This is a genomic window from Rathayibacter sp. Leaf185, assembly GCF_001423885.1.
Classification (GTDB): Bacteria; Actinomycetota; Actinomycetes; order Actinomycetales; family Microbacteriaceae; genus Rathayibacter.
Genome location: NZ_LMPP01000004.1, coordinates 85,821 through 106,100, shown reverse-complemented (window position 1 = coordinate 106,100; position 20,280 = coordinate 85,821). Strand labels below are relative to the sequence as shown.

The following is a 20,280-nucleotide window of genomic DNA, read 5'->3' as shown; positions in this document are numbered from 1 at the left end:
CTACCTCCGCACGCCGCCTCCGGCGAGGGCGGCGGCGCCGAGGATGCCGGCGTTGTTGCGGAGAACGGCGGGCACGATGGGGGTGCGCAGGTCGAGGAGGGGCAGGAACTCCTCGTGGTGCTTCGAGACGCCTCCGCCCACGATGATCAGGTCGGGCCAGAGCAGGGCCTCGAGGTGCGAGTAGTAGCGCTGCAGGCGCTTCGCCCAGTGCTTGTAGTCGAGGTCCTCGCGCTCCTTCGCCGCGAACGACGCCTTCTTCTCGTAGTCGCCGCCGTGGATCTCGAGGTGGCCGAGCTCGGCGTTCGGGATCAGGACGCCGTCGTAGATCTGCGCGGTGCCGATGCCGGTGCCGAGGGTGGTCATCAGGACCAGGCCCTTCTTGTCCTTCGCGGCCCCGAACTGCGACTCCGCATACCCCGCGGCGTCGGCGTCGTTGACGAAGAAGATGTCCCGGCCGATCGCGTCCTCGAACAGCTTCTCGGCCTCGAGGCCGATCCACTCGTCCGAGACGTTCGCCGCCGACATCGTCCGGCCGTGGACCACGGCCGCCGGGAAGCAGATGCCGACAGGGGTGCCGGGGGCGGCGTCCGGGATCATCGCGAGGATCTGCTGCACCGTGTCGACGATGTCCTCGGGCCGCCCGCCTTCGGGCGTCGCGACCTTCATCCGGTCGCTCAGGAGCTTCCCCTCCGCGAGGTCGACGAGCGCCCCCTTGATGCCGGTCCCCCCGATGTCGATTCCGATGGCGGTCGTCGCAGCAGTCATACCGGTCATGCTAGCGAAGCGACACCGCGGGGAACGGGGGCGGGACCGGCCCCGACACCTCGGCGTATGATCGGGCGCATGTCTGACGGTGACGCGAACTCCTGGTGGTACAACCTCAAGTCCGGGGCGGTGGAGCAGGGATTCGTGTCCCCCTCCGTCGACCGCGTCGGCCCCTTCTCGTCTCAGCAGGAGGCCGAGCACGCGCTCGAGAAGCTGCACGAGAACAGCCGGAAGTGGGCTGAGGAGGACGCGGCGGAGGACCGCTGACTACTCGTAGCTGTGCTCGGGTGCCGGGTAGGCGCCCGACTCGACGTCGTCGCGGTAGGCGGTGACCGCTCCGGTCAGCACCCCTCGGAGGTCGGCGTACTGCTTGACGAAGCGGGGGACGCGGCCCGTCGTGAATCCGGCGAAGTCGGTCCACACGAGCAGCTGCCCGTCGACGTGCGGACCGGCACCGACTCCGATCGTCGGGATGCGCAGCTCCTCGGTCACCTGGCGGGCGGCGTCGCTCGGGACCATCTCGAGGACGACGGCGAAGGCCCCCGCCTCCTGCACGGCACGCGCGTCGGCGAGGAGCTGCTCGAGTCCCTCTCCGCGGCCCTGCACGATGTGACCGCCGAGGCCGTGCTCGCTCTGCGGCGTGAAGCCGATGTGCGCCATGACGGGGATCCCGGCATCGACGATCCGCCGGATCTGCTCGGCCGAGCGGACACCGCCTTCCAGCTTCACGGCGTGCGCGTGCGTCTCCTTCATGAAGCGGAACGCGGTGTGGAGCGCGTCGTCGGGGCCCGACTCGTACGAGCCGAACGGCATGTCCGCGACGACGAACGCGCGCTCCACGGCCCCCGCGACAGCACGCGCGAACGGGATGAGCTCGTCGACGGTGACGGGCAGCGTCGTGTCGTAGCCGAGCACGTTGTTCCCGGCGGAGTCGCCCACGAGGAGGAAGTCGATTCCCGCCTCGTCGAAGATGCGGGCGGTCAGCTGGTCGTAGCTCGTCAGGCCGGTGATCCGCACCCCCGACTCCTTCGCATTCTGGAAGTGGCGGGTTCGAACGCGTTTCACGGGCTGCGCTGACATAGGCGCCAGTCTAGGCGCGCGTCGCACTGCGGGCCGGGGAGCCCACCGCCGCACCCGGCGTGGAGCCACTAGCCTTAGAGGCGAAACAGGAAGGGCCTTGATGGACAAGCAACGGGACTTCGTTCTTCGCACGATCGAAGAGCGAGGGATCAAATTCGTTCGCCTCTGGTTCACCGACGTCGTCGGCACTCTCAAGTCGGTCGCCATCGCACCGGCCGAGGTCGAGGGGGCGTTCGCCGAGGGTCTCGGCTTCGACGGCTCCGCGATCGAGGGGCTCACCCGCTCCTTCGAGGCCGACGTCCTGGCACACCCGGATCCGTCGACCTTCCAGATCCTCCCGTGGCGTGGCGAGATCGACCCGACCGCGCGGATGTTCTGCGACATCACGACGCCCGACGGGCAGCCCGCCGTCGCGGATCCGCGCAACGTGCTCAAGCGCACGCTCGCGAAGGCCGCCGAGCGCGGGTTCACCTTCTACACGCATCCCGAGATCGAGTTCTACCTGCTCAAGTCGTCGACTTTCGGCGCCGAGGGTCCCGAGCCCGTCGACTCCGCCGGCTACTTCGACAACGTCCCCGGCGGCACGGCCCACGACTTCCGTCGCCGTTCGGTCCGGATGCTCGAGGATCTCGGAATCTCGGTCGAGTTCAGCCACCACGAGGCGGGCCCCGGTCAGAACGAGATCGACCTGCGCTACGCCGACGCTCTCACCACGGCCGACAACATCATGACCTTCCGCACGGTCATCAAGGAGGTGGCGATCGAGCAGGGCGTCTACGCGACCTTCATGCCCAAGCCGCTCTCCGGCCACCCGGGCTCGGGAATGCACACGCACCTCTCGCTCTTCGAGGGCGATGTCAACGTCTTCTACGAGCAGGGAGCGCAGTACCAGCTGTCCAAGCTCGGCCGCCAGTTCATCGCGGGCCTGCTCAAGCACGCCCCCGAGATCACCGCCGTGACGAACCAGTTCGTCAACTCCTACAAGCGCCTCTGGGGAGGCGACGAAGCGCCCAGCTACGTCTCGTGGGGTCACAACAACCGCTCGGCGCTCGTGCGCGTGCCGCTCTACAAGCCCAACAAGGGTCAGTCCTCCCGTATCGAATACCGCGCGCTCGACTCGGCGGCGAACCCCTACCTCGCCTACTCGCTGCTCCTCGCCGCCGGCCTCAAGGGCATCGAGGAGGGCTACGAGCTCCCGGCCGAGGCCGAGGACAACGTCTGGTCGCTGTCGGACGCGGAGCGTCGCGCCCTCGGCTACAGCCCGCTCCCGGCCAGCCTCGACCGCGCCATCTCGCTGATGGAGGAGTCGGAGCTCGTCGCCGAGACGCTCGGTGAGCAGGTGTTCAACTTCGTGCTGCTCAACAAGCGCAAGGACTGGGCCGAGTACCGCGCGCAGGTGACGCCGTACGAGCTGCGCAGCAACCTCGAGATGCTCTGACCCCTTCTCCCCATGGCTCGCGAACGCACTCTCAGCGACTTCGCGCGCCTCGGATTCGCCGAGCTCGGTGAGACCGGGGCGCGCCTCGCCGAGGCGGAGCAGCTCGCGGACCGCTCGCTCGACTCGATCGACCCCGCGTTCGCGAGGGTGGCGGATCCGGATGCCGCGCTCCGTGCGCTGATCGACCTGCTCCGGAGCCATCGGCAGCACCTCAGTGCGATCCTCGACGACGACGAGGCCCTGACCCGGCTCCTGCTGGTGCTCGGGGCGTCCTCAGGGCTCGCCGACTTCCTCCAGCGCCGCCCCGCCGAGTTGGCAGGGTTCAGCGACCCCGTCCTCACGCTTCCCGGGCGAGCCGCACTCCGGCGCGATCTCCTCGACTCCGTGGGTGCTGTCGACGGTTTCGCCACTCTGCGGGAGGAGGAGGGCTGGACCGCCCTGCGCATCCGGTACCGCCGCCTCCTGACCCGGATCGTCGTCCACGACCTGAGCCAGGCCGACCCGGCCGCCGCGATCGACCGCGTCAGCCGCACCCTGGCCGACCTCGCCGGAGCGGCGCTGGAGGCGTCGCTCGCCGTGGCGCGCGCCGACCTCGTCGAGGGCGCCGGCCCCGGGAGGTTCTCCCGCGCCGAGGTCGAGGCCACGCGCTTCGCCGTCATCGGGATGGGCAAGGCCGGGGCGTCCGAGTTGAACTACGTCTCCGACGTCGACGTCATCTTCGTCGCCGAGGGCGACCCGGAGCGCGAGCTGTCGAACGCCCGGGCGATCGACATCGCGACCCGGATGGCGGTGCTCCTGATGCGCGGCACCTCCGCCCTCGCGCTCGAGCCCGAGCTGTGGGAGGTCGACCCGAACCTCCGCCCCGAGGGCAAGCAGGGAGCGCTCGTGCGCACCCTCGAGTCCCACATCACCTACTACGACCGCTGGGCCAAGAGCTGGGAGTTCCAGGCGCTGCTGAAGGCGCGACCGCTGGCCGGCGATGCCGAGCTCGGCCGCGCCTACGTCGACGCTGTCGCCCCCAAGGTCTGGTCGAGCGCGTCCCGCGAGAACTTCGTCGAGTCGGTCCAGCGGATGCGCGAGCGCGTCACTGAGAACATCCCGCAGAACGACGTGCACTACCAGATCAAGCTCGGCCCCGGCGGGCTGCGCGACATCGAGTTCACGGTGCAGCTCCTGCAGCTCGTGCACGGACAGACCGACGACGAGATCCACATGCCGGGTACGCTGCTCGCCCTGGGAGCGCTCGCCGACCGGGGCTACATCGGCCGAGCGGCGGCGGACGAGTTCGCGAAGGACTATCGCGCGCTTCGGCTCCTCGAGCACCGCCTCCAGCTGCGGCGGCTGCGGCGCACCCACCTGATGCCGCGCGACGAGCACGAGCTCCGCACCCTCGCCCGCTCGAGTGGCCTCGCTCGCAGCGCCGAGGAGCTCCTGGCCGTCTGGAACGGCATCAAGCACCGCGTGCGCGGCCTGCACGAGCGCCTCTTCTACCGTCCGCTGCTCTCGGCCGTCGCCGCCCTCTCGGACGGGGGTGCGGAGCTCTCGACCGGGCAGGCGGAGGCGCGGCTGGCCGCCATCGGCTTCACCGACGCCCGCGGTGCGCTCGGCCACATCGCCGCGATGACCTCGGGAGTGTCGCGGCGTGCGAGCATCCAGCGCCACCTCGTGCCGGTGATGCTCCAGTGGTTCGCCGACGGTCCCGACCCCGACTACGGGCTCCTCGCCTTCCGCAGACTGAGCGACACTCTCGGCGGTACGCCCTGGTTCCTCCGGATGCTGCGCGACTCCTCCGGCGCCGCGAAGCGCCTGACGACGGTGCTCTCCGGGTCGCGCTTCGTCGGCGAGCTGCTCGACCGCATTCCTGAGTCGGCGGCCTGGCTCGAGGACGATGATGCCCTCCGCCCGCGCAGTGCAGCGGCCCTCGGCGAGGAGGTGCGCGCTGTGCTCTCGCGGCACGACACTCCGGAGGCGGTGGCCGGGGTCCTCCGCGCGCTGCGCCGCCGTGAGGTGCTGCGTACCGCCATGGGCGGAGTTCTCGGGCTCACCTCGATCGAGGAGATCGCCCGCAGCCTCACCGACATCATCACGGCCCTGCTGAACGGGGTGCTCACGGCCGTCCGGCGCTCGAGTGCTGCCCGACCGGGGTCCGACGCGGAGTTCGCCGTGATCGGCATGGGGCGCTACGGAGGAGCGGAGCTGGGCTTCGGCTCCGACGCCGACCTGATGTACGTGCAGCGGCCGGGACCGGGTGAGCCGCGGGACGCCCAGCTCTACGGGCAGTTCCTGGTCTCCGAGCTGGTGCGACTGACCGAGGACTCCCGCCTCCCGCTCGACCTCGACGCCGACCTGCGTCCCGAGGGCAAGAACGGGCTGCTCGTCCGCTCGCTCGACTCGTACCGGGCCTACTACGCGCGCTGGTCGCTGACGTGGGAGGCACAGGCACTGCTGCGGGCCAGGGGTGTCGCGGGAGACGCGGCACTCATCGCCGACTTCGAGGCCCTCGCCGACGGCGTGCGCTACCCGGCCGCGATACCGGACCGCGACGTGCGCGAGGTCAAGCGGATCAAGGCGCGCGTCGAGAAGGAGCGCCTGCCCCAGGGCGCGGATCCGATGCGCCACCTCAAGCTCGGCCGCGGTTCGCTGAGCGACGTCGAGTGGCTCGTGCAGCTGCTGCAGCTCCAGCACGCCAGGACTGTGCCGGCGCTCCGGACGACATCGACCCTCACCGCCCTCGCCGTCGCCGAGGAGGCGGGTCTGGTGACCCCGGCGGACGCGGAGCGCCTGCGCGCGGCCTGGTTGTTCGCCTCCCGAGTGCGCTCGGCGATGACGCTCTGGACGAACCGGACGAGCGACGTCCTGCCGACCGACCGCAAGCAGCTCGACGGAGTCGCCCGCCTGCTCGAGTATCCGGCCGGCTCGGCCACCCGCCTCGAGGACGACTACCTCGGCATCACGCGCCGCGCCCGCGCGGTCTTCGAGCGCCGCTTCTACGGCCCGGCCGAGGGCGAGGCTCCCTCCTACCGCTGACCCTCGGCCGTTCGCGCAGAGACCGTGAACGACGGAGGGCCGCCCTTCCGGAGAAGAGCGGCCCTCGTGGTCGTGCTCGGGATCAGACCCCGTAGTACAGCTCGAACTTTCCGCCGCTGTTTGCGGGTGGTGGGGAGTGGTTGCGTCCCGCGCCATTTCGCGGATTTGGTGGTGGTCGGTGATTGCCGCTGAATGCGCCAGATCGGGACTCTTGCGGACTGGCTGCGGACTCAGGGTGTGGACTCGGGCCACACCCCAAGGGTCCCCGCAATCTGGGGACCCCTCCGTCAGGGGTACGCATTTCTGCGCACCCTCCTCGGAGGGGGTAGTGATTCGCGACCCCCTCGGCAGTACGCGCTGAGCGCGTACCCTTCCGATGACCTAAGCGCGGCTGAGGGCGTCGGTACTGCCGACGCCCTTGCGCGATGGTGTCGGTACTGCCGACGCCAGGGGGAGTGTGCAAGGTTCGCACCCCCGGGGTGTCCACAGTGTGGACGACCTTCTCGTCAGCTACGAGATGGTCCCGCCCTCGGGTCCGCTACTGGCCGAGAGCCCGATCGACTCCCGCCTCTCGAGTGCTGCCAGCTCGGCCCGCTCGCGCTCGTCCGTTCTCGGAATGATGCCGGCCACCATGTCTGAGCTCTCAGCAAGGCCGCTTTCCGGATCCCAGTACTGCAGCACCGAGGCGGTTGAGAACGGGGCCGACTGCGCCAGCTGCTTGAGATCCCACTCTTTCTCCCAGCTGGGCGGAAGGTTCTCGATGGCTTGGCGGGCAGAACCCGGCCAGACGGTGCCGCGATGAGCGACGATCTCGTTCGCCATCGCCTCCAGCGTGCGGAGTAGCACCAGGCACGATCCGCAGAACGGCGCTTCGAAGTCCTCGCGAATCTCCGCGCGCGTGCGGGGGTGCTCGGGGTTCTGCGGGGTGAGGTAGGCGCGGTTGTCGCAGAGCGAGCGGCGGCCGACGATCCAGAGGTGCACGAGGCGAGGGCTGTCCATGACTGACAGCGTCGCTGGTAAAGATCGGTCGCGCTACTCCTCAGCGCCTCTCTCGCGCGTCGCACCCTCCGACCGTCCGGGAGTGCCGGTAGGCCAGGAAAGTCTGCGAGAAGCTCGGTCACCGGCTCCGACGCCATGTGAGGAATGCACGCGCTGCGTCAGAGAGAGTGTCACCGCCCCCGACAACCCAGCCGTCTCGAGTGACGCAGACGTAGGTCGGTAGCCCCTGGTACTGGACGAGCCGGATCCACCCGAGATCCTCTGTGCGGTCCGCAACCTTCCACTCGCCCGGGAGGATCGAGCGGGAGACCATGCTCATGGGAGTCCAGTGGTGCGACATGCGTCCAGAGGCTACGAGCGACCACCGACGCTTACGGGTCTCAGTCGTCCATCACGAACAGCAGCCGCTCCTCCAGGCCTATGAGACCTGTCGAGTCGAAAACGCGCGCCTCGATCTTGTATGCACCTTCGACGGTGGTGGGCATCTCGAGCTGTACGTTCAGCGTCGACTTGTCCGGCAGCCGTGTGCTTGACCCCAAGATGTTGGGCGAGGTGATTCCAGCTTCAAGGATGCGAGCACCGGTGGGATCGTCGATAGCGATGCGGACGTCGAAGCCTTGGTGCACGTTTCCGAACTCCGCTTCGGGGTCGTCGACAATCATCACTATCCAGGTATAGACCGGCCCGCCGAGCACTTTCGTCTGCCAGCGCGGCACGTTCCCTAGTCCGCGCACCTCGAGTCCGTCTGGTCCTTCGGCGGCGGCTGGAACGATCTCGAAGCATCTGAGTCGGAGAGTCATAACCGGATGCTAGAGGCTCGCCCTCACGACGAAACGCCCCCTCGCCGCTCCCGAGGGGAGTAGCGAGGGGGCGTTCGTGGTGTGCGCCCTAGAGGTTGAACCAGAGCTTCTGGCTGGTCTCGATGGCGTTGCGGTCGGTGTCGGAGACGGCGGAGCGGAACTCGATGAGCTCGGCGATCTTGCCGCCCCACCATGCGGTCGGGGCCGTACCTCCCTGCCCGTTGAGGAGGAACGCCGACACGGTGGTGGTGCCGGCGCGGGTGTAGGCGACGTCTACGAGCGGCGCCCGGTTCGAGCGCTTCCGGAACACGGATCCGGTGTCGATCGCCGTGAGCTGCTTCGGGATGCCGATCGCGAAGCCGACGGGCGTCTCGGGCGCCGGCGCGACGGGCAGGTAGATCGTGGGCGTGTTGTCGCGGCCGAACTGCGTGAAGGTGCCGCCGGTGTAGTGCTGCATGGGCACGTACCGGGAGAACGAGCCGGCCTCGTGGAAGATTGCGCGTCCGGGCGTCGAGAGCGCGGTCTGCTCGAGCACCGCGAAGTAGCTGGCCGCGCCGGCCGAGAACGCGCCGACGGCGGGGCTCGTCATGTAGTCCTCGGTGTTGTCGAACACGGCGGCCGCGCGCGTCCCGGTGGTGGAGAGCACTCCCGCCTGGATGAGCGTCGGCTGCGCGGCCGCGGTCGGCTGGCTGAGGTGGCGGGCGTTCCCGGACTGGTCGTGCCAGGTGACGAGCGTGCCGGTCGCCGCGCCGACGAACGCGATCGCGTCGGACACGGAGGCGCAGTCCTGCTCGAGGCCGTCCGTGCTGCGCCGGATCCGGAACAGCGGGCCGCGGTAGGCGCTGACGAGGCGCCGAAACGCGTGCGCCCGGGAGATCGGCGCGACCGTCGCGGGGAGGTCGGGGGTGACGAGCTTGGGGTGCGCGGCGAGCTGGCTTGCCGACATGGCGACGGAGCCGGAGGGCACGTAGTTGATGCGTCCGAGGGGCATTAGAGGGTCCATCCTTTCGCGACCAGGATCTGGCCGACCTTGGTGCCGATCGCGGCATAGACCGCGGCGGTGAAGTGGGTGTCGTCGGAGTAGAGCGCGGGCGTGATCTGGTCGTCGGCGATCGCGACCGGGTCGGGGGTGACGCCGAGCACGCCCGGCGCGGTGTCGCGCAGCCACCCGTGCATGTCGAAGTACGCCGGCCCGTCCGTGCGCGCTTCCATCGCTGCGCGCAACTGCGCGTTCCGGGCGATGACCTGGGCGTAGCGGGTGGCCTGCTGGCCGGTAGCCGACTTGCCCTCGCCGATGCGGGGTGTGATCCCGATGACGAGCGCGCGGCGCTGGGTCGACTCGATCTCGGCGAGGATCGACTCGACGTCGGAGAGGAGACGGCTCGTGTCGTCCCCGGTCACGTTGTTCCGGCCGAGCCAGATCGTGTGGATCCGGCGGGACATCAGGCCCTTGAACGCCGACCGGAACGGGCTCGCCGCCTTGATGGGCTTCGCGGCGGTCAGCGGCGGGTAGCGGAACTCCTTGCCGGCGCCATTCGCGAGGATCGCGAGCTGCCCGTCAACGCGGGTGCCGTCCGTGGTGAGCACGGAGCCGGGGAAGATCCAGTCGGCCGCGCCGCTCGACGCTGCCCAGTAGTGCGTGTCCGGGCCCATCGTCGTGACCGGCGCGACGCCGCCGGCGGGGAGCTGGTTGCCGGCGAACGTGAGCTGCCCGGTGATGCCGCCCATGAGCAGCGCCTGGTGCTGGCTGCGCTGCCCGAACATGGCCACGTTGTAGCCGGGGAGGCCCGTCGCGGCGACGAGAGTCGTCTCCGGCCAGGTGGTGCCCGACGAGAACGTGAGCGAGTCGCCGACCGAGACGATCGCGCGCTCGGTCGTCTTGAGCGAGCTCCCGCCGCTCGGGTTGCCCGGGGTGACGGTCGTCGGTTCGGGGTAGACGGTGCCGTCGAAGCGGACGCCCTCGAGGACAGCCATGGTGTCGGGATCGACGGTTGCGCTCGCCCACTCGCCGTTCTCGAGCGTCACGAGGAGACGGCCTGAGATCGGCCCCTGGTCGGTGGCGCTGTCCTCGCGGAGGTACGCCCACGTCTTCCCCTGCATGTCGGTTCCGCGCAGCACGGCGCCGGTGGTGGGGTCGACTGTCGCCTCGGCCCAGGTGTCGACCTCCGACTCCTGCGCGATGCGCCGGTCATCGCCCTCGACCAGATCCCGCGTCGCGAGGTCGGCGCTCACGAGCGCGGTCGCCGCGCTGATCGCGGTCGCGTCGTTGGCGATGACGTCCGCGGCGATGGGCGCCACGACGTCGATCACCGCCGCGTTCGTCTTCGTGCCTGGCGTGCCGATGAGCATCGCCGCGGACGCGTCCTCCATGGGCTTGAACTCGCCCGCGGGGAACATGATCGTGCTCGTCATCAGCGGCTCCACTCCTCGATGTCGGTGACGTAGTTGTTGACGATCAGGCCCGGGCCGGACGTGTTGATCCAGCAGGTGCCCGGCTTCTGGTCCTCGTCGGGCGGCGGGGTGGGGCCGACCCACAGGTCGGTTACTCGTGTGGAAGGCATTGCGGGTTCCTCTCGGAGGGGTTGGAAGTGGTAACGGATTGAATTGGTAGACGTGGTTGCGGCCCGTGTGAAAAAAGTCACTATGCCGCGGGAGTGACGGCCGACCGGGGGGAGGGGGGATGGTGGCCCCATCCGTCCCGGCCGGCTCGTGTCGGGGTGCTGGGTCAGCTGATGTCGATGGGCTCGAGCTCGACGTAGGAGCGTCCGGAGCGCGGGTCGACGTTGAGGATGTCGGCGGCGCGCTGCCTGGCCTCGATGAGGTTCTTGGCGATGGAGGGCGTGCCGCCGGCGGCGAGGGCGATGCCGAAGCGCACGGGCGAGGACTCGGGCACCTTGTTGAAGATCGTGCCGCCCTGCCTCGTGATCTGGTTGAGCTTCGTCCAGGACTCGGCGTCCCACTCGTGGAGGGAGCACCAGTCGATCGCGGTCGGGCTGACCTGGTTCTCGATGTACCCGTTGGCGTTGATCTCCCAGAGGCGCTCGATGGCGTTGAGCAGGGCGGTCCGGAACGCTCGCGCCTCGTCGGCCTCCCCCCGGGTGACATGGGGGTCGGTGTCGGGGTCGATGAGGAGGAGGGGGTACTTCTCGGAGTAGATCCGGTGCAGCTCCCCCCGGAGGGCGTCGAGGTGGCTCCGGGCGGTGCGGATGAACTCGCGGACGAGGGAGTCGCGGGCGGGGTTCGCGAGGAACGGCTCCCGGTCGTGCACCTGCTTGGCGATCGCGTACCGGGTGAGGCGCTCGGCCCAGTCGTCTGCGGTGAGGTCGTCGGACGAGTAGCTCGGTTCAGCGCGGCCGGTCATGCTGCGGAGCCGGTCGTCGGCGATGGTCCAGCGCTCTGCGGCGCTGACGATCTCCTCGGGGAGCGTGGCGCCGAGCGCGACGAGATCCTCGAGGAAGCTCGCGATGAGGTTGTCGGTCTGGCTGCCGGTGAAGGCGCTGGCCTTGGGGATCCGGCTGAGGGTGGTCGTCACGGGGTGGTGCTCTCTTCCTTGTCGGTGGTGGGCTTGATGCCGAAGAGGACCTCGGCGGCTCGGCGGCGGTCGCTGGCGGCATCGCGGTCAGCGGTCATCGCCGCGTCCCAGGACGTCGTGGGCTTCGGTGTTGCGGGTGGGGTGTCGGGCATCAGCGGTTCTCCTTCTTGGGGACTCGGAATCGGTAGCCGGTCATCCGGTCGGTCATGGTGGTGCCGGCCTTCGGGAGGCACTTGGCGGTGCGGTGCTCCCACCAGCCGGGCCGGTAGTCGGGGTGGGAGTGCTTGTGCCCGCAGTACGGGCAGCGGATGACGGCGTAGTAGGACGTGCTCCGGATCACCTCGGCGGTGGGCGGGTCGGTCATCGGTCCCCCCTGTCTCGAGCGCACCGATCGCACGGGATGAAGTAACCCGGGTGGAACGGGCAAACGACCTGCGAGTAGACGCCGAAACGAGATCGCGTACCAGGCTCGGAGTCGATCTCCTGCTCGCAGTCGACGCAGCGGGGAGGGAAGACCTCGCCGACGTGACGGTCGCAACGTGGGCCGGGATCGACCGGGCTGCTGACGGTGGTGGTCATGCCGTGCTCCTCGGGATGGTTGCGACAGGCCAGGAATCGACTTGTGACGAACCCCTTAGTTCTGTGCCTGTCCTGTCCTTGCCTGTCCTGTCCTGTCCTCCGGCGTAATCGTTGTCGTCACCGCTTACGTCACCGGTGACTTCCCCCGTGTCCGGATCGACCGTCGGCTCCGTTCTGCGGCCGTTGATCGACTTGATCTGGTCCCGCCTCCGCTTGGCCGCCTGGTTCTGCCGGTTCCGTTCTCGCTGCCACTCGACGTCACTAGCCCGTGTCTGAGTGCGGTCCCATCCGAGGATCTGCATGTGCTTGTCGTGCGCCTCCCAGAAGCCGGACCGGACGAGCTCGAGGACTGTGCCGGCATCGACGTTCTCGGGGTGCAACAAGCGCAGAGTGCGGCGCGGGATCTCGCCGTCCGTTCCCTGCTCGTTCGACCACATCAGCGCCCCCGTCATGACGCGCCACGCCTTGTCGGAGAGCTCCTCGATGTTCGGGTCGGTCAGCCACCTCCCCGGAAGACGTGCGTCGGTCACTCTTAATCCACCTCCTCGTCGTCGTAGGAGCGAGGCGGTGCGAGCTCGGAGTAGATCTCGTCGAGCCGCGACTCGAGATCCAGCACGCGCCGCGAGTAGTCGTCGCGAAGAGCGGCCCTATTCGGGGCGAACCGATCGCAAGCGACGAGCCGTTCTACTCGGGCGACGACCCGGTCGAGCTCGTACATGGCGCTACGGAAGCTGTCGGGGAGGGACCCACGGCGCCCTTTCCGTTCGGGCGGCGTGGTAACCGGGTTACCACTCGCAGCGGAGATGTCCTTGCCGATGGTGACGTGGCTGACGCCCTGGGTCGCCGCGATGGCCCGCGTGCTCATACCGCCCTCGGACAGCGCGACCGAGATCGCCTGCCGGTCCTGCTGCGGCAAGCTCACGAGGATGTCGTGCTGCTGCACGAACTCCTCCCAGGACGGAACGCCGGCAGCGATCCATGCCCGCCGTTCGTACAGCGACGAGACGACTTCGATGTACTTCGCGAACTGCCCCTCGATGCCGTCGCGTAGCAGCCCGAGCTTCATCACCGCGCTCTTCACCTCGGCAATGCTCATGTCGAGCACCACGATCTCGTCGTTCAGCACGGCGGCTCCAAGTCCTCATCGGGCCAGTCGTCGTCGGTTGCTCGCTCGGCGCGGAGCGCCTGGTCGAGGAGAGCGACGCCGACCGCCCGGGCCTCGTCTGGCGTGAGCGCGACGGTCGCGCGCTTCGTCCAGAGGACGACCTCCTGCGTGCCGGTCGTGCTCGAGCGGGTCGAGGCGCGGATCGTCTCGCCGCCCGTGGCCGTCACCGTCGTTGTCATCGCGCCACCCCCAACGCGTCGGCGTAGAGGCACGAAGCCGCCAACAACGTGTTGATGGTCAACAACGACATGTAGCCGTGCTCGATGCCGAACAACGTGCCGGTGTTCACCCCGATGGCGCGAGCGGCGCGAGGGAGGGAGAGGCCGGCTCTGCCGCGGAGCGCGCGGAGGGCGATCCCGATCTCACCGGGTCGCGAGATGAGCGCTTCCAAGGACATCGTGTTCGTGCCGGCCCAGTGGGCAGCGGCGGCGGCGCGGGACCGGTCGAGGTGGAAAAGCTTCCGCGACCGCCAGCACCGCACTGGCAACAAAGCAGCGCTGGCGATGTGGTCGGCGAGTCGGACGGCGGTCTGTGCGATGATCGGGTTCATTACTGGTTCTCCTTCGTAGTGGTTGGGTTCGGACTGGTTGCCCTCGGTGCTGGACACACCGGGGGCTTTCTTCTTGCTCAGGACGCCTCCGCGAACGCGGCGTCGATGAACGCCTCGACGTCCGATTCGCGGAACATGCGGCGTCCGCCGATGAGCGCCGACTTCGGCGCGGTGCCTCGGTGAAGCATCCAGCGGAGCTGCTTCTCGGACTTCCGAAGACGGGCCGCGGTCTCGGCGAGGGTCAGTAGCGCTCCGACCGGAGCGGCGTTGGACGTGCTCAACAGGTCCTTCTTTCGAGAGGGGTGGTTCCCGATCACTACCGGGCTTGGACAGATCCTAATCACACCAGGCTTGGTATTGCAACCGTTCCCGACCAGGCGCGGTCAGATTCGGTAGCATGAGCCTCATGACCACCCCTGACGAGCAAATCGGCTCGAACCTGATCAAGCTGCGCGGCGACATGACGCAGCGAGAGCTCGCCGAGAAGATGAGGCAACGCGGCTGGAAGTGGACCCATGTGACCGTGGGCTCAGTCGAGCGGGGCGAACGACCCCTTCGTCTCTCGGAGGCCCAAGCCGTCGTCGGCGCGATCGGACGCGGCTTTGTAGAAGATCTGCTCTCCTCGGAAGCGGACGCAACCGTCCGCGCATGGATGCACAAGATGACGGAGGCGAACGCGGAGATTGAGCGCGTTGTCCGCGAGTACGTTGATACGCAATTTCATCTCGCGGTGGCGGCTTGGAACGCGTCGCTCAACGAACAGAGTGGGGTCGGAATGTCCGTGCTCGACTGGGTCGGCAACTCGCCGGTCAGAAGCGTGAAAGCGACTCTCGAGCGAATCCGGTCAGAGGAAGAGGTGGAGTCGCAACTTGGTGACCGGCTCTACGGCAAGCTCGACGAGACCGCTGGCACTGATGTGTCGGGCACCGTGTTCTTCAAAGCACTGAACTCTTGGCAGTCCGATGGCGAGCATTCAGAAGCGCCCTGACGGGAAGTGGCGTGCCCGCTACCGCGACGCGGCCGGGAAGGAGCACGCCCGGCACTTCCGGTACAAGGACAACCCGCGAGCACCAGCGGAGTCGGCGCAGCACTGGCTCGACTCGGTGACGGCATCCGTCGTGCGGGGCGACTACCTCGACCCGCAAACGGCGCGGATGACGGTCGACGAGTGGTGCGACCGATGGATTGCCGGCTACGCGACGAAGAGGGCGTCGAGCGTGCGGCAGGCGAAGACGCATCTCACGCACATCCGGGCGGCGTTCGGGCCCCGCCCGCTCTCGAGCATCCGGCCGTCAGAAGTGAAGGCCTGGACGGCGGCGCTCAAGGAACAGGGGCTCGCGGACTCGACGGTCTACGCGCTGCACGCGCGGCTCTCGCACCTGTTCTCCGACGCGGTGCACGACGGCCTCGTGCCGCGCTCACCGGTCTCGAGGAGAACGTCGCCGGGCGCTGGGAAGCAACGTCCCTACGTCGCGACGACGGAGCAGATCTGGGCGCTGTACGACGCGATGCCGGAGGGAATGAAGCCGGTCATCCTCCTGGGTGCGTTCGCCGGCCTGCGCGTCGCCGAGATCGCTGCTCTCCGCACGGTCGACGTCGACTTCATGCGTGGCGTGATCTCACCCGAGATCCAGTACCCGGCCGAGCCGCTCAAGACGGAGATGTCGCGCACCCCGATCCCGATCCCGCCCGAGCTCGCGCTCGAGCTGAACCGGGTCCCGGCAAAGTGGGGGAGTAGCACCCTGGTCGTCGGCGCCTACGGGCGACCCGTCGCGCCGTACACGATCGAGGAGCAGTTCCGGACGGCTCGCGCGAAGATCGACGGGCTGCCGGAGGGCTTCCGGATTCACGATTGCCGGCACTACTTTGCGTCGCTGCTGATCGCGTCCGGCCTCGACGTGAAGGTGGTGCAGGCCCGCCTGCGGCACTCGTCCGCGAAGACGACGCTCGACACCTACGGGCACATGTGGCCCGACAAAGACGAGTCCGCACGAGCGGCCGTTGCACATGTGCTGGCCGCTCGTGCGGACTCGTTGCGGACTAACCCCGCTACTTCCGCGGGTTCTAGCTAGACGCCGTAGTACAGCTCGAACTCGAAGGGGTGCGGACGCTGGGCGAGCGGCTTGATCTCCTTCTCGCGCTTGTAGTCGATCCAGGTGTCGACGAGCTCCTGGGTGAACACGCCGCCCTGCAGCAGGAAGTCGTGGTCGGCCTCGAGGGCGGCCAGGGCCTCCTCGAGGGTCGCGGGCACCTGCGGGATGAGCTTGGCCTCCTCCGGGGGGAGCTCGTACAGGTCCTTGTCGACGGGCTCGTGCGGCTCGATGCGGTTCTTGATGCCGTCGAGGCCCGCCATGAGCTGCGCGGCGAACGCGAGGTACGGGTTGCCCGAGGCGTCGGGTGCGCGGAACTCGATGCGCTTGGCCTTGGGGTTCGTACCCGTGATCGGGATGCGGATCGACGCGGAACGGTTGCCGGCCGAGTAGACCAGGTTGACCGGAGCCTCAAAGCCCGGGATCAGTCGGTGGTACGAGTTGACCGTCGGGTTCGTGAACGCGAGGACGGCGGGGGCGTGCTTGAGCAGGCCGCCGATGTACCAGCGGGCGATGTCCGAGAGGCCGCCGTAGCCGTTCTCATCGTAGAACAGCGGCTTGCCGTCGTTCCAGAGCGACTGGTGGGTGTGCATGCCCGAGCCGTTGTCTCCGAAGAGGGGCTTGGGCATGAACGTGGCGGTCTTGCCCCACTGCTCGGCCGTGTTCTTGACGATGTACTTGAACTTCAGGATGTCGTCCGCCGAGTGGACCATCGTGTCGAAGCGGTAGTTGATCTCCTGCTGCCCGCCGGTGCCCACCTCGTGGTGCGAGCGCTCGAGGATGAGGCCGGCGTCGATCAGCTTGAGGCAGATGTCGTCGCGGAGGTCGGCGGTCTTGTCGACCGGCGAGACGGGGAAGTAGCCGCCCTTGTAGGGCGTCTTGTTGCCGAGGTTGCCGCCCTCTTCGACGCGGCCCGAGTTCCAGGCTCCCTCGACCGAGTCGACGACGTGGAACGCGGCGTTCTGCGTGACCTCGTAGCGGACGTCGTCGAAGATGTAGAACTCCGCCTCGGGGGCGAAGAACGCGGTGTCGGCGATGCCGGTGGAGGCGAGGTACTTCTCGGCCTTCTTGGCGACCTGGCGAGGGTCCTTCGAGTAGATCTCGCCGTTGCGCGGGTTGTAGATGTCGAACACCAGGATGAGCGTGCGCTCGACGCGGAACGGGTCCACGTAGGCCGTCGTCACATCGGGGATCAGCTGCATGTCCGACTCGTGGATGTTCGCGAATCCGCGGATGGACGACCCGTCGAACAGCTGGCCGACGGAGAAGAACTCCTCGTCCACGGTCGATGCGGGGATGTTGAAGTGCTGCTGGACACCGGGAAGATCGGTGAACCGGATGTCGAGGAACTTGACGTCCGTGTCCTTGATGAACTTGAGCACCTCGGAAGAATCTTTAAACATGCAAAGGTCTCCAATGGCATAACGGGTTGCTGCGGGACGCAGCCGTCCCAGGGTAGTGACAGGGGGTTTCCCTCCTGTGTCCCCATTGTTTCCGGCATGTTACGGAGGGGCGACGGCGCGGCTCACGGCACCCTCCCGATCAGCCACGGCACGCCGCGGATAGGATCGGGGGATGCCAGGAACCACTCCCAGGACCTTCGCCGACGTCGGCCCGAGCTCGTGGCCGGGGGAGCGACTCGGACTGCCGGAGCGGGGCCGGATGTCGGTCGGGCGGGTGGGGCGGAGATCCGCTGCCCTCGCCGTCGACCTGGTCGTGCCGGCGCTGCTGTCGCTGGCGTTCTTCGGCTACGACCGCTGGGCGAGTCTGATCCTCTTCATCGTTCTGCAGGCCGTGTTCATCCCGACGATCGGGGGGAGCATCGGGCACCGCCTGCTCGGGATGCGCGTCATCCGGCTCGGCGGCGGCTGGGTCGGAGTGTGGCGGCCCCTGGTGCGCTCGATTCTGCTCGCGATCCTCGTGCCGGCCCTCGTCTGGGACTCGGATCAGCGCGGCTTCCACGACAAGGTCGCCGGGACGGTGCTCGTCCGCTACTGATCCCGTGGCGCGGCCCCTGCGCCGCACAGGTTCGGCCACCGCACTGCGAGCGGGCAGCGAAGAGCCCGCGCCGTCACGGCGCGGGCTCTTCGTCAGGTCGTCAGCGGGAGCGCTGCGGGCGCACCTTGAACGGGTCGACGCCCTTCGGGATCGGCAACGAGGTGTTCAACGACGCCAGACGGTTCTTGACGGCCAGGATCTCGGCCTTCGTCAGAGCCTTCTTGGTCTTGGCGAGAGTTCGCGGCACCTTGTGCAGCGGCACCGCGTCGGCATCGGGGCCCACGTGCACGAACGTCACCGGGACGTTCGGGAGGATGCGGGTCACCTTGCGGCGCTCGTCGTCGAGCATGCGCTTCGTGCGGCCGGAGGGACCCTCCGCGATCAGGACGACACCACCTCGACCGACGGCGCGGTACACGGCGTCCTGCGTCTTGCCGTTGACGGCCACCGGCATCTCGCCGCCGGTCCAGGAGCCGCGGAGCCCGCTGCGGAGCACTGCTCCGACGGCCCCGGGCTGTCCGGCGATCTGCCCGTAGGCCGCGCGCTCGGCGCGACGCGAGAGGACCGCGAGGCCGGCGACCAGGCCCGCCATCACGCCGACGAGCACCCAGAGTGCGATGACGAAGCCGTTGCCGTCACCGAGCAGGACCCCGAGGAGGACGCCGACGAGCACCGGCAGGAGAGCAGCGAGGAGGATGATCCAGACCGCGCTGCTGTCGTAGCGGCGGGTCATCTGGAACACCTGCCACATCTGCTTGAGACGTCCGGGTTCCTTGACCGCCTTCGTCGACGGTTCCGTGCTGCGTGCCATGGGGTCAAGGATACCGAGCGGACCCGCGGCGGGGGACCGATCCCCGGGATCGGACGTCCTCCTCAGGCTCCGTCTCCGCCGATCCGTCCACAGACGCGGGATTCGCTGCCCCCGCGGGGTGCCCCGCTCGTCCAGTCTCGATGCATGGGATCGAGCGGAGCGACGCAGGAGCGCGGGACAGCGCAGCTCGGCGGCTTCGAGGTCGTCGGCACGACTCCGCGGGGTGCGCTGGTCGTCGGGAGCGAGGGTGCGGAGCTGTCTGCGCTGCTGGTGCCGAGGGAGCGGGCGACGGAGGTGCTGCGCGGCCCCCTCGCGCGGCTCGCGCCTCACGCGCACCGCGAGTCGCTCGTCGACGCCGCAGTGGTGCGCGACGGTCTCGTCCTGGTGACGACGCCGCCCGTGGTCACCACACTCGAGACGATCCTCGCCTCGCACGAGCCCCTCTCGGCCGGAGTCGTCGTCACGGTCCTCGGCCCGGTCGTCGAGGCGGTCCGCGAGGCGGCCGTGACCGGCGTCGATCTCGTGGTCGGAGCCGGTGGAGTCGGCCTGACGCGCGACGGATCGCCCGTCGTGCTCATCGCCGACCTCACGGAGTCGGACGAGAGCCCTGCAGAGGCACTCCGATCGCTCATCGCGCGGTGTGCCGAACGGTGCAGCGATCGGCTCGGTCCGCCGGCGGAGGGTGCCGATCTGGGGGCGCTCGAGGCGTTCCTGTATCGCGCGGCGTCCCCGCTGCCGGTAGGGGACCTGCTGTTCGCGGAGCCGTTGGCGGCGGAGACTCCGGGAACGGGGCCCGGGCCCGCCGGACCATGGGCACGACGGCTCTCACCGCTGCGACGGGGGAGACTTCCGACCGCCGCACGTCGTCGGCGAGCAGAGCACGAGGAGCCCGCACCGGAGTCGCCGGGGCGTCACCGCCGCGCGCATCCGCTGGACGGCTGGCAGGCGCGGCTCCTCGGCGCAGCGAGGTCACGACGCGGACCGCTCGCCGCCGCGGCGGTGATCATCACCGGAGCAGTCGTGGCGTCCGCCGTGAGCGCCGGTCCCGCGCCCGACCCGTCGTCCGCTCCACGGGTGACCGCGTCGACGGCTCTCCCCGCTCCGGAGCCGACGACCCCCGACGCCGAAGCGTCGCCCGAGTCGGCAGCAGCGGAGCTGGTGTCGACAGCTGCCGCGTGCGCGGCCTCCAGCCCGAAGTGCCTGACCGCACTGACGACGGGCGACTCGCCGCTCCGCTCGGGCGGGGTCGAGCGCTTCGATGCCCTCCTCCCCGACCGGCCGGCGGTCCGGACGGTCGTCGCCGACGAGAACGGCGGCTCGGCGCTCGTCTCCCTCGAGTCGGAGGCGGGAACGACAGCGGCCTCCGTCCTGATCATCAGGACGGAGGCCGGCTGGCTCATCCGCGACGTCTTCGCCCGTGATCCTCCCTAGAGGGAGTCACTGGCG

The 20,280-nt window shown here is 68.9% G+C and carries 24 protein-coding genes; 7 read left to right on the top strand and 17 right to left on the bottom strand.

Annotation, left to right across the window (positions count from 1 at the left end; genetic code table 11):
• The gene (gene ppgK, locus ASG06_RS14725) at nt 1–765 is read right to left on the bottom strand and encodes a polyphosphate--glucose phosphotransferase (protein ID WP_056043841.1); all 765 of its coding nucleotides are present in this window, start codon (nt 763–765) and stop codon (nt 1–3) included.
• A gap of 78 nt (nt 766–843) precedes the next feature.
• On the opposite strand from ppgK, the gene ASG06_RS14720 reads away from it, so the two are divergent.
• Entirely contained in the window at nt 844–1,032 is a 189-nt protein-coding gene (locus tag ASG06_RS14720; protein WP_056044574.1) for an SPOR domain-containing protein, read from the top strand.
• Here ASG06_RS14720 and panB read toward each other — a convergent pair whose 3' ends face one another.
• The gene (panB, locus tag ASG06_RS14715) at nt 1,033–1,845 is read right to left on the bottom strand and encodes a 3-methyl-2-oxobutanoate hydroxymethyltransferase (RefSeq protein ID WP_056043837.1); all 813 of its coding nucleotides are present in this window, start codon (nt 1,843–1,845) and stop codon (nt 1,033–1,035) included. It abuts the gene before it with no gap.
• A 100-nt stretch (nt 1,846–1,945) separates the two neighbouring features.
• Between panB and ASG06_RS14710 the strand changes: the two genes are divergently transcribed.
• Complete coding sequence (locus ASG06_RS14710; protein WP_056043835.1) at nt 1,946–3,283, top strand: glutamine synthetase family protein; 1,338 nt, start codon at nt 1,946–1,948, stop codon at nt 3,281–3,283.
• Nucleotides 3,284–3,295: 12 nt separating this feature from the next.
• Nucleotides 3,296–6,310, top strand: a complete 3,015-nt coding sequence (locus ASG06_RS14705) for a bifunctional [glutamine synthetase] adenylyltransferase/[glutamine synthetase]-adenylyl-L-tyrosine phosphorylase (protein WP_056043832.1) — start codon at nt 3,296–3,298, stop codon at nt 6,308–6,310.
• Between the two features lie 510 nt (nt 6,311–6,820).
• Here ASG06_RS14705 and ASG06_RS14700 read toward each other — a convergent pair.
• The 13 genes from ASG06_RS14700 to ASG06_RS14645 all read right to left on the bottom strand — a co-directional run bounded on the left by ASG06_RS14700 (nt 6,821) and on the right by ASG06_RS14645 (nt 14,216).
• Nucleotides 6,821–7,309, bottom strand: a complete 489-nt coding sequence (locus ASG06_RS14700; RefSeq protein ID WP_056043830.1) for a hypothetical protein — start codon at nt 7,307–7,309, stop codon at nt 6,821–6,823.
• 380 nt (nt 7,310–7,689) lie between these two features.
• On the bottom strand, nt 7,690–8,109 hold the full coding sequence (locus ASG06_RS14690) for a hypothetical protein (RefSeq protein WP_156466001.1): 420 nt from the start codon (nt 8,107–8,109) through the stop codon (nt 7,690–7,692).
• An 88-nt stretch (nt 8,110–8,197) separates the two neighbouring features.
• A complete protein-coding gene (locus ASG06_RS14685; protein WP_056043824.1) occupies nt 8,198–9,100 on the bottom strand; it encodes a hypothetical protein in 903 nt (300 codons plus the stop codon).
• On the bottom strand, nt 9,100–10,521 hold the full coding sequence (locus ASG06_RS14680; protein WP_156466000.1) for an SGNH/GDSL hydrolase family protein: 1,422 nt from the start codon (nt 10,519–10,521) through the stop codon (nt 9,100–9,102). The genes ASG06_RS14685 and ASG06_RS14680 overlap by 1 nt, the downstream gene beginning before the upstream one ends.
• Nucleotides 10,521–10,670 (bottom strand): hypothetical protein, encoded by a 150-nt coding sequence (locus ASG06_RS20030; protein ID WP_156465999.1) that lies wholly within the window; start codon nt 10,668–10,670, stop codon nt 10,521–10,523. Before ASG06_RS20030 ends, ASG06_RS14680 begins: the two co-directional genes overlap by 1 nt.
• A gap of 164 nt (nt 10,671–10,834) precedes the next feature.
• Entirely contained in the window at nt 10,835–11,641 is an 807-nt protein-coding gene (locus ASG06_RS14675) for a hypothetical protein (protein ID WP_056043819.1), read from the bottom strand.
• The gene (locus ASG06_RS20025; protein ID WP_156465998.1) at nt 11,638–11,793 is read right to left on the bottom strand and encodes a hypothetical protein; all 156 of its coding nucleotides are present in this window, start codon (nt 11,791–11,793) and stop codon (nt 11,638–11,640) included. The genes ASG06_RS14675 and ASG06_RS20025 overlap by 4 nt, the downstream gene beginning before the upstream one ends.
• Nucleotides 11,793–12,005, bottom strand: coding sequence for a hypothetical protein (locus tag ASG06_RS14670; RefSeq protein WP_056043816.1), 213 nt, complete (start codon nt 12,003–12,005; stop codon nt 11,793–11,795). The genes ASG06_RS20025 and ASG06_RS14670 overlap by 1 nt, the downstream gene beginning before the upstream one ends.
• Nucleotides 12,006–12,216: 211 nt before the next feature.
• Complete coding sequence (locus ASG06_RS14665) at nt 12,217–12,750, bottom strand: hypothetical protein (RefSeq protein ID WP_056043813.1); 534 nt, start codon at nt 12,748–12,750, stop codon at nt 12,217–12,219.
• A 2-nt stretch (nt 12,751–12,752) separates the two neighbouring features.
• Nucleotides 12,753–13,346: a hypothetical protein gene (locus ASG06_RS14660; protein WP_056043810.1), complete on the bottom strand. Its 594-nt coding sequence runs from the start codon at nt 13,344–13,346 to the stop codon at nt 12,753–12,755.
• A complete protein-coding gene (locus tag ASG06_RS14655) occupies nt 13,340–13,564 on the bottom strand; it encodes a hypothetical protein (RefSeq protein ID WP_156465997.1) in 225 nt (74 codons plus the stop codon). The genes ASG06_RS14660 and ASG06_RS14655 overlap by 7 nt, the downstream gene beginning before the upstream one ends.
• On the bottom strand, nt 13,561–13,935 hold the full coding sequence (locus tag ASG06_RS14650) for a helix-turn-helix domain-containing protein (RefSeq protein WP_056043804.1): 375 nt from the start codon (nt 13,933–13,935) through the stop codon (nt 13,561–13,563). The genes ASG06_RS14655 and ASG06_RS14650 overlap by 4 nt, the downstream gene beginning before the upstream one ends.
• A gap of 77 nt (nt 13,936–14,012) precedes the next feature.
• Nucleotides 14,013–14,216: a helix-turn-helix transcriptional regulator gene (locus ASG06_RS14645; protein WP_056043802.1), complete on the bottom strand. Its 204-nt coding sequence runs from the start codon at nt 14,214–14,216 to the stop codon at nt 14,013–14,015.
• Nucleotides 14,217–14,341: 125 nt separating this feature from the next.
• Between ASG06_RS14645 and ASG06_RS14640 the strand changes: the two genes are divergently transcribed.
• Together ASG06_RS14640 and ASG06_RS14635 are read left to right on the top strand one after the other, a co-directional pair.
• Nucleotides 14,342–14,923 carry a helix-turn-helix domain-containing protein gene (locus ASG06_RS14640; protein WP_156465996.1) on the top strand — a complete coding sequence of 194 codons (582 nt, stop codon included), beginning with the start codon at nt 14,342–14,344 and terminating at the stop codon, nt 14,921–14,923.
• Nucleotides 14,898–16,007 (top strand): tyrosine-type recombinase/integrase, encoded by a 1,110-nt coding sequence (locus ASG06_RS14635; RefSeq protein ID WP_056043794.1) that lies wholly within the window; start codon nt 14,898–14,900, stop codon nt 16,005–16,007. The genes ASG06_RS14640 and ASG06_RS14635 overlap by 26 nt, the downstream gene beginning before the upstream one ends.
• Here the strand turns inward: ASG06_RS14635 and glnA are convergent.
• Complete coding sequence (gene glnA / locus ASG06_RS14630) at nt 16,004–17,428, bottom strand: type I glutamate--ammonia ligase (RefSeq protein ID WP_056043791.1); 1,425 nt, start codon at nt 17,426–17,428, stop codon at nt 16,004–16,006. The two genes, ASG06_RS14635 and glnA, sit on opposite strands and share 4 nt — an antisense overlap.
• Before the next feature lie 172 nt (nt 17,429–17,600).
• Here glnA and ASG06_RS14625 point away from each other — a divergent pair, with 172 nt between their 5' ends.
• Nucleotides 17,601–18,023, top strand: coding sequence for an RDD family protein (locus ASG06_RS14625; protein ID WP_056043789.1), 423 nt, complete (start codon nt 17,601–17,603; stop codon nt 18,021–18,023).
• Between the two features lie 100 nt (nt 18,024–18,123).
• Here the strand turns inward: ASG06_RS14625 and ASG06_RS14620 are convergent, their stop codons facing one another.
• Nucleotides 18,124–18,834, bottom strand: coding sequence for a DUF4191 domain-containing protein (locus ASG06_RS14620; protein ID WP_056043784.1), 711 nt, complete (start codon nt 18,832–18,834; stop codon nt 18,124–18,126).
• A 144-nt stretch (nt 18,835–18,978) separates the two neighbouring features.
• Here ASG06_RS14620 and ASG06_RS14615 point away from each other — a divergent pair, with 144 nt between their 5' ends.
• Complete coding sequence (locus ASG06_RS14615) at nt 18,979–20,265, top strand: hypothetical protein (RefSeq protein ID WP_056043781.1); 1,287 nt, start codon at nt 18,979–18,981, stop codon at nt 20,263–20,265.
• Nucleotides 20,266–20,280: the final 15 nt, after the last annotated feature.